Here is a 6,557-nt window from a genome sequence, read left to right on the forward strand (position 1 = left end):
CTTCCTGAGCTTTTACTTGCGAAGCCGTCACTTACTTGACCTCACTCAGATAACGCGCGGAGAAGGCTTCCTGCACCGCCGCCATGTGTTCGTAATTGACTACGCCGGCCCGGGCATAGTCGCTGTCCGGCAGGAACTGCGCGGCGACGTTGGCAGGCATCTTCATCGCCCGCACTGGTCGCAGGTACGCTTTGGCCCACAGCGCCTGGCCTTGATCGGACAAGACAAAATCCAACACCTTCTCGGCGTTGGCCCGATGCGGGGCGTTGCCGACCATGCTCATCACGTAAGGCACGCTGATGCTGCCTTCCTTGGGAATCACGAACGCGACGTTGGCGTTGTCCTTGTAGCGAGCGCGATAAGCGTTGAAGTCGTAATCGACCAGAATCGGCAACTCGCCGGACAGCACCCGCGCATAAGCCGTCTGCTTGGGCACGATGGGCGAGTTTTTCGCCAGTTTTTGGAAGTAATCAATGGCGGGTGCGAAGTTATCCAGGGTGCCACCCATGGCCTGGTTGATGGCCACGGCAGAGACGTAACCCACGAAGGCGCTGGACGGATCAAGATAACCAACCATGCCTTTGTATTGGGGTTTGAGCAGGTCGGCCCAGCTTTGTGGAACCGGCAGGCCACCCAGCGCATCGACGTTGACCATGATGCCCAGGGTGCCGGAGTGAATCGCAAACCAGTGCCCCTCAGGGTCCTTCAAGCCCGCTGGAATCTGGTCCCAACCCTTCGGCTTATAAGTGCCGACCACCCCGGCTTTTTGCGCCTGCAAACCGAACGTCACGCCGTAATACACCACGTCAGCCACCGGTGCGGCTTTTTCGGCTACCAGTTGCGCCAATGACTGGCCGGAATTCTTATTGTCCAGCGGGACCTGCACGCCGGTGGTGTCGGCAATCGCCTTGAGCTGTGCGCCCCAGTCCGCCCATTCCGGAGGGCAGTTGTAGCAAATCGCCGTTTCGGCGGCTTGGGCCAGGCTGGCCACGCCGTATAGCAACAACGCCGCCAGGGTTTTACTGAAGCGGATCATCAAGCGTCTCCTCGTAGGGTTGAGTACTTTCGCCCGGCCGGATAAGGCAAGGCAGGCAATGGGAAACCGGTGCGGCGCCAGCGATCTGCGCCAGTAATTGATCGATCACGGTGCAAGCCAGCGCCTCGATGGGTTGAACGACGCTGCACAGCGTCGGGTGCATCTGAGTGCCGAGGGCGATGCCGTCAAAGCCAATGACCGAGAGCTGCCCAGGCACGTTCCAGCCGTTGCGCCGCAGTTCCGCGATCAGACTGATCGCCAGCAAGTCGTTGGAGCAGACCAGCGCACTGGGTGCCTGCGGGCCGTGCAGTAACGGCTCGATGGCGGCGAAGTCAGCCTGGGTATGGGCGGGCATTTCGATCACCGGCAGGCTGTCGAGGCCCGCCTCACGCATAGCGTCGCAATAACCGGCGTAACGCAGGCGAGAGCGGTCGGACTGCAAGGCTGGACCGGCGACCATGCCGATCTGCAAGTGTCCCGTTTCCAGCAGATAACGGGTGGCGAGCGCCATGCCTGCGCGGTTATCCACCGATACGGCGCTGTAGTCAGGATTGTCGGGCTGGTGATAGGCCAGCACAAAAGGCGTGTCTTCGCTGGCAAGGCTTTGCAGCACGCGGTTGCTCTCGGCGTCGGTCACGGTGAGGACCAGACCATCGACCCTCTGCCGCAACAACTCCTCAACCACCGCGCTTTCGCGCTCGCTGCTGTAGTCGGTAGTTGCCAGCAACAGGTTGTAACCGTGTAAGCGTGCAGCCTGCTCCATCGCCTGAAATTGCTCGGCGAACACCGGGTTGAGCAGATTGGGCACCACCACACCGATCAGGTTGGTGGTTTGCAAGCGTAGTTGGCGGCCGAGGCGATTAGGCCGAAAACCCAGCTGACGCGCAGCGGCGAATACTTGCTCTCGGGTGGCCGGACGCACCACTTCGGGGGAGGCAAAGGTTCGCGCGGCGGTCGCCCGCGAAACACCTGCCAACCGCGCAACCTCTTTCAAATCAGTCATTGTCACTCGCTTGAGATCGATCTCATTTGCGAGAACAGTACTCAGGAAACATGGCATTCCCGAGATGAGTAGATGACGTTTAGATGTCAGAAACGACGTTCATAGACTGAGCAGCATGGTTGATGCCCGAACTTCGTGCCTGTCTTCGACCACCAGCACACTTATTCGAGCGATCATGCTGCGTTGAAAACAGGCTCGTGCGCGAGTCCGATCGGAATGCTCATTTACAACCAGTAAAGTCGAGCGCGACCCCGGCCGTTCCTCGCCTGTCTTCGCCTTGCCTGATCGCCGCTCGGCGACTTTTCATACAAACCCTGGACCGGGCTCAAGCCAGCAGCTCGGTGATCCATCGGGCCTGCCGAGCGACGTCCTGAACCTTCTCCTCGGGCACGGCCTGCCGCGCCCGGGCGAAGTTTGCCAGGGTCTGCTGTTTCTGGCTCAGCATCCGCTGCCACTTGACCAGGAACGCCGGGCTGCGTGCCTGCATCTGCAGCGGGCCGAAGTACAACTCCTCGGCGGTGTACATCACAGGCCCGGCGCGCTCGGCGACGATGATTTCGTAGTCGAAGCGGTTTTCCCGCAGCACTTCCTCGCAGAGGATGCGGTAGCCATTTTCCATCAGCCATTGGCGCAGTGGCTGCTCGCCGCCGTTGGGCTGCAGAATCAGGCGCTCCTGGCCGCTCAGATGCGCCTTGCCGCTGTCGAGGATGTCGCGGATCGTCTCGCCGCCCATGCCGCAGATGCTGATCGCCGTGATCCCGTCTCCCGGCTCGATCGCCGCCAGGCCATTGGCCAGGCGCACGGTGATCCGCAGGTCTTGGCCGCTCTCGCGCACGGTGCGTTCGGCCGAGCGGAACGGCGTCAATGCCACCTCGCCGGCCACCGCCGCCGCGATGGCGCCACGGCGCATCAACGCCACCGGCAGGTAGCCGTGATCCGAGCCGATATCGGCCAGGCGCGCACCTGCTGGCACATGCCCCGCCACGCGCTCCAGGCGCATGGACAATGTCTGTTCGTTCAACTGCAGCCCCTTTTCACCACGAACGTCCGGCACCTATGGCCGGATTGGGGCGTGATTCTGTCGAGCAACGCTGTGCATTTCAAATTTATGCAACCAGGGCCATGGCTCGACCCGTACCTGCCGCTTGCGTATCGGCCCAAAGCGAACCCTGGTTATTGGCCGCTTTTGGACGACCTTTGCGGAGCCTGAGAGGCTGCAAAGGGTCGATAGCTGCCCATCGCGACAGGCAGCATCGGCAATATCTGACATTCGCGAAGGTCTGTGAGCAGGAACAGCGCGGCGATCTGAAGCGGCGTGTAGCCCAGTGGTTGGAGGTGCAGCACAAACTTGCGCAGTGCACCGTCGCTTAGGGTGGGGCCCAGTAATTGCCAGTCACCAGCAGGTAGGAGGATTGCCCTCTCCCCCACGGGAGAGGGCGGGTGCCAGCCTTATGTGTGATGAATTTCCCGGTCCTTGGTTTCCGGCAGGAAGAACGTGCCAAGAATGGCCGTCATCACGGCGATGACGATGGGGTACCACAGCCCGTAGTAGATATCACCCGTGGCCGCCACCATGGCGAACGCCACCGTAGGCAGAAAGCCGCCGAACCAGCCATTGCCGATGTGGTAGGGCAGCGACATCGAGGTGTAGCGGATGCGCGCCGGGAAGAGCTCCACCAGCCAGGCGGCAATCGGGCCGTAGACCATGGTCACGTAGATCACCAGAATGGTCAGGAGCAACAGCACCATCGGGTAGTTGGTCTTGGCCGGGGCGGCCTTCTCGGGGTAGCCGGCGTCCTTGAGGGCGGTGCCGAGGGTGACGGTGAAGGCGTCGTTGCGGGTCTTGAAGTCGGCGGCCGGCATGCCGGTACCTTCGAAGCTCGGGATCAGTTTGTCGCCGATGCGGATTTGCGCGACGGCACCCGGCTCGGTCTTCTCGTTGGCGTAGGGGATGGCCTTTTTCGCCAGCAGGCTCTTGGCGAGGTCGCAGGAGCTGGTGAATTTGGCCTTGCCCACCGGGTCGAACTGGAACGAGCATTGGCCGGGATCGGCGACCACAGTAACCGGGTTCTTCTCCTGCGCAATGAACACGTCGGGGTTACCGAATTCGGTCAACGCATGGAAGATCGGGAAGTAGGTCAGCGCCGCGAGGATGCAGCCGGCCATGATGATCCCCTTACGGCCGATGCGGTCGGACAGGCTGCCGAACACGACGAAGAACGGCGTGCCGATCAGCAGGGAGCCGGCAATCAGCAAGTTGGCGGTCTGCGGGTCGATCTTGAGCGTTTGCAGCAGGAAGAACAGCGCATAGAACTGCCCGGTATACCAGACCACGGCCTGGCCGGCAGTGCCGCCGAGCAGCGCCATGATCACTATCTTGAGGTTGTCCCAGCGGGCGAAGGATTCGGTCAGCGGTGCCTTGGAGGACTTGCCTTCGGCTTTCATTTTCATGAACACCGGCGACTCGCTAAGCTGCAAGCGGATATACACCGAGACGATCAGCAGCAGGATCGACAGCAGGAACGGAATCCGCCAGCCCCAGGCTTCGAAGGCTTCGGTGCCGAGAATGGTGCGGCAGGCAAGTATCACCAGCAGCGAGAGAAACAGGCCGAGGGTCGCGGTGGTCTGGATCCATGAGGTGAAGTAGCCGCGCTTGCCTTTCGGCGCATGTTCGGCCACGTAGGTCGCCGCGCCGCCGTACTCACCGCCCAGGGCCAGGCCTTGCAGCAGGCGCAGGGTGATCAGGATGACCGGCGCCGCCACCCCGATGGTCGCGTAGCCGGGCAGAAAGCCCACCACAGCAGTGGAGGTACCCATGATGACAATGGTAATGAGGAAGGTATGCTTGCGCCCGATCATGTCGCCCAGTCGGCCGAACACGACGGCGCCGAAGGGGCGTACGGCGAAACCCGCGGCGAACGCCAGCAGCGCGAAGATGAAGGACGTTGTCTCATTGACCCCGGCGAAGAAGTGCTTGGCGATGATCGCGGCGAGGGAGCCGTAAAGGTAAAAGTCATACCACTCGAACACGGTGCCCAGGGACGAGGCGAAAATGACCTTGCGCTCCTCCTTGGTGATCCCGCGGTGGGGCATGCTGCCCGTGGATGTATTGTCGATTACGGCCATGAGTCTTCTCCGTCTTGATCTTGTCGTAGGCCGGAGTACCACACTGCCTTTCTTTGCCGCACCCAGGCCCTAGGGCTGATATCATCGGATTATGGATTGCGCGAAGCATCGAAACAGGCTGACGGCCTTCCTTGAAGCATAATCACCTTCGCGCATATATCCACTCGCCATCCCTCTCAAACCCAGGCTGACGCACTGTCGAATTGCTATTCAGACCTGCGAGATCTCACGCGAAGCGTCTGGGTGGCGTCCCGCTGATGCCTATTTCTTCGGGGCGACCATCGTCTGGAACTTCGGTTTAATTCGGGCGTTAGGCAAATCAGCCTCGGCACTGTCGATTTCATGCCCCCTCGTTCGTCTACGTAGATGGGGCGCGGAGCTTGCCGGTAAAGATCAACCAGAGGCGTCGCCCCGCTATCCGGAGGGTCATGGCAAACTTCACTCGAGTCATGAACAAGCGCATCGTCGCACTTCTTCTGCTTACACAGAATTTAGTTGCGTTGCATCGACCGGTTGAATCCACAGTCGAAAGCTGCGCCCCGCCGCTTTCACATCAGAAGTTCGCCGGGGTGTTGGCACTGATGATTTCAGCCTCATCCGCCCCGATATTCCGAAACCGATGCGGCAGCGTCGTCGGAAAGTAATACCCATCCCCGGCATTCAGCACACTGATCTGCCCATCCACCGTCAACTCAACCGTGCCACGAGTGACTAGCCCGCACTCCTCCCCTTCCGCATGCACAATCGGCTCTTCGCCAGAACTGGCCCCAGGCGCGTACTGTTCGCGCAAAAGCCGCATCTGCCGGCTCGGCACCGAAGCGCCAATCAACAAAAGACGCAGGCCATCACGGCCCAGGTCGGGCTGCTCGTTGGCGCGGAAGACGTATTTGTGCTCTTGGGGCGGTTGATCGAAGGTGAAGAAGTCCGCCAAAGACATGGGAATGCTTTCGAGGAGCTTTTTCAGGGAACTGACAGAAGGACTGACTCGATTTTGTTCGATCAGGGAGATGGTGGCATTGGTGACGCCGCTACGCCGGGCCAGCTCGCGCTGGGACAGCTTGTAGCTTTCGCGTACTAATTTGAGTCGTGAGCCCGTGTCCATGACAGCCTTATGCGATAAATACTTAAGGGTTATGGGGGTGGATGGCGGGCGACTTTTGGCCGCGAAAAACACCGCTTCCCTGTCCCAGAAACGTGAAAGGCGGGTATTAAATCACGTTTGTTCGTGTTGCTCAGCAGCTTCGATAAACGGCTGGGTAAAAAGGCCGTTGGGCCTGCTGCCAGTCAGTTCAGACCCGCAAATTGTGGGAGCGAGCCTGCTCGCGATAGCGGTGTGTCAGGCGACATCAATGCTGACTTGTCTCTTATCCCCATCTGACTCTTCCGCCGCTT

At 60.6% G+C, this 6,557-nt stretch carries 5 protein-coding genes and 1 pseudogene; all 6 read right to left on the reverse strand.

Annotated elements, in window-relative coordinates:
- Positions 1-31 precede the first annotated feature (31 nt).
- Positions 32-1,036, reverse strand: coding sequence for an ABC transporter substrate-binding protein (locus tag AC07UI_RS14270; protein ID WP_494993081.1), 1,005 nt, complete (start codon positions 1,034-1,036; stop codon positions 32-34).
- Positions 1,020-2,039, reverse strand: a complete 1,020-nt coding sequence (locus AC07UI_RS14275; protein WP_494993082.1) for a LacI family DNA-binding transcriptional regulator — start codon at positions 2,037-2,039, stop codon at positions 1,020-1,022. Before AC07UI_RS14275 ends, AC07UI_RS14270 begins: the two co-directional genes overlap by 17 nt.
- 325 nt (positions 2,040-2,364) lie before the next feature.
- Positions 2,365-3,060 (reverse strand): tRNA (adenine(22)-N(1))-methyltransferase, encoded by a 696-nt coding sequence (locus AC07UI_RS14280; RefSeq protein ID WP_494993083.1) that lies wholly within the window; start codon positions 3,058-3,060, stop codon positions 2,365-2,367.
- Between the two features lie 254 nt (positions 3,061-3,314).
- Positions 3,315-3,499 (reverse strand): annotated as a pseudogene (locus AC07UI_RS14285) (hypothetical protein); the annotation flags it as partial.
- Positions 3,489-5,165 carry an MFS transporter gene (locus AC07UI_RS14290; RefSeq protein WP_494993084.1) on the reverse strand — a complete coding sequence of 559 codons (1,677 nt, stop codon included), beginning with the start codon at positions 5,163-5,165 and terminating at the stop codon, positions 3,489-3,491. The gene AC07UI_RS14290 and the pseudogene AC07UI_RS14285, both read right to left, overlap by 11 nt.
- A gap of 553 nt (positions 5,166-5,718) precedes the next feature.
- A complete protein-coding gene (locus AC07UI_RS14295) occupies positions 5,719-6,267 on the reverse strand; it encodes a cupin domain-containing protein (RefSeq protein ID WP_019689637.1) in 549 nt (182 codons plus the stop codon).
- Between the last annotated feature and the right edge of the window lie 290 nt (positions 6,268-6,557).

This window comes from Pseudomonas sp. GW821-FHT04C07, from assembly GCF_059420325.1.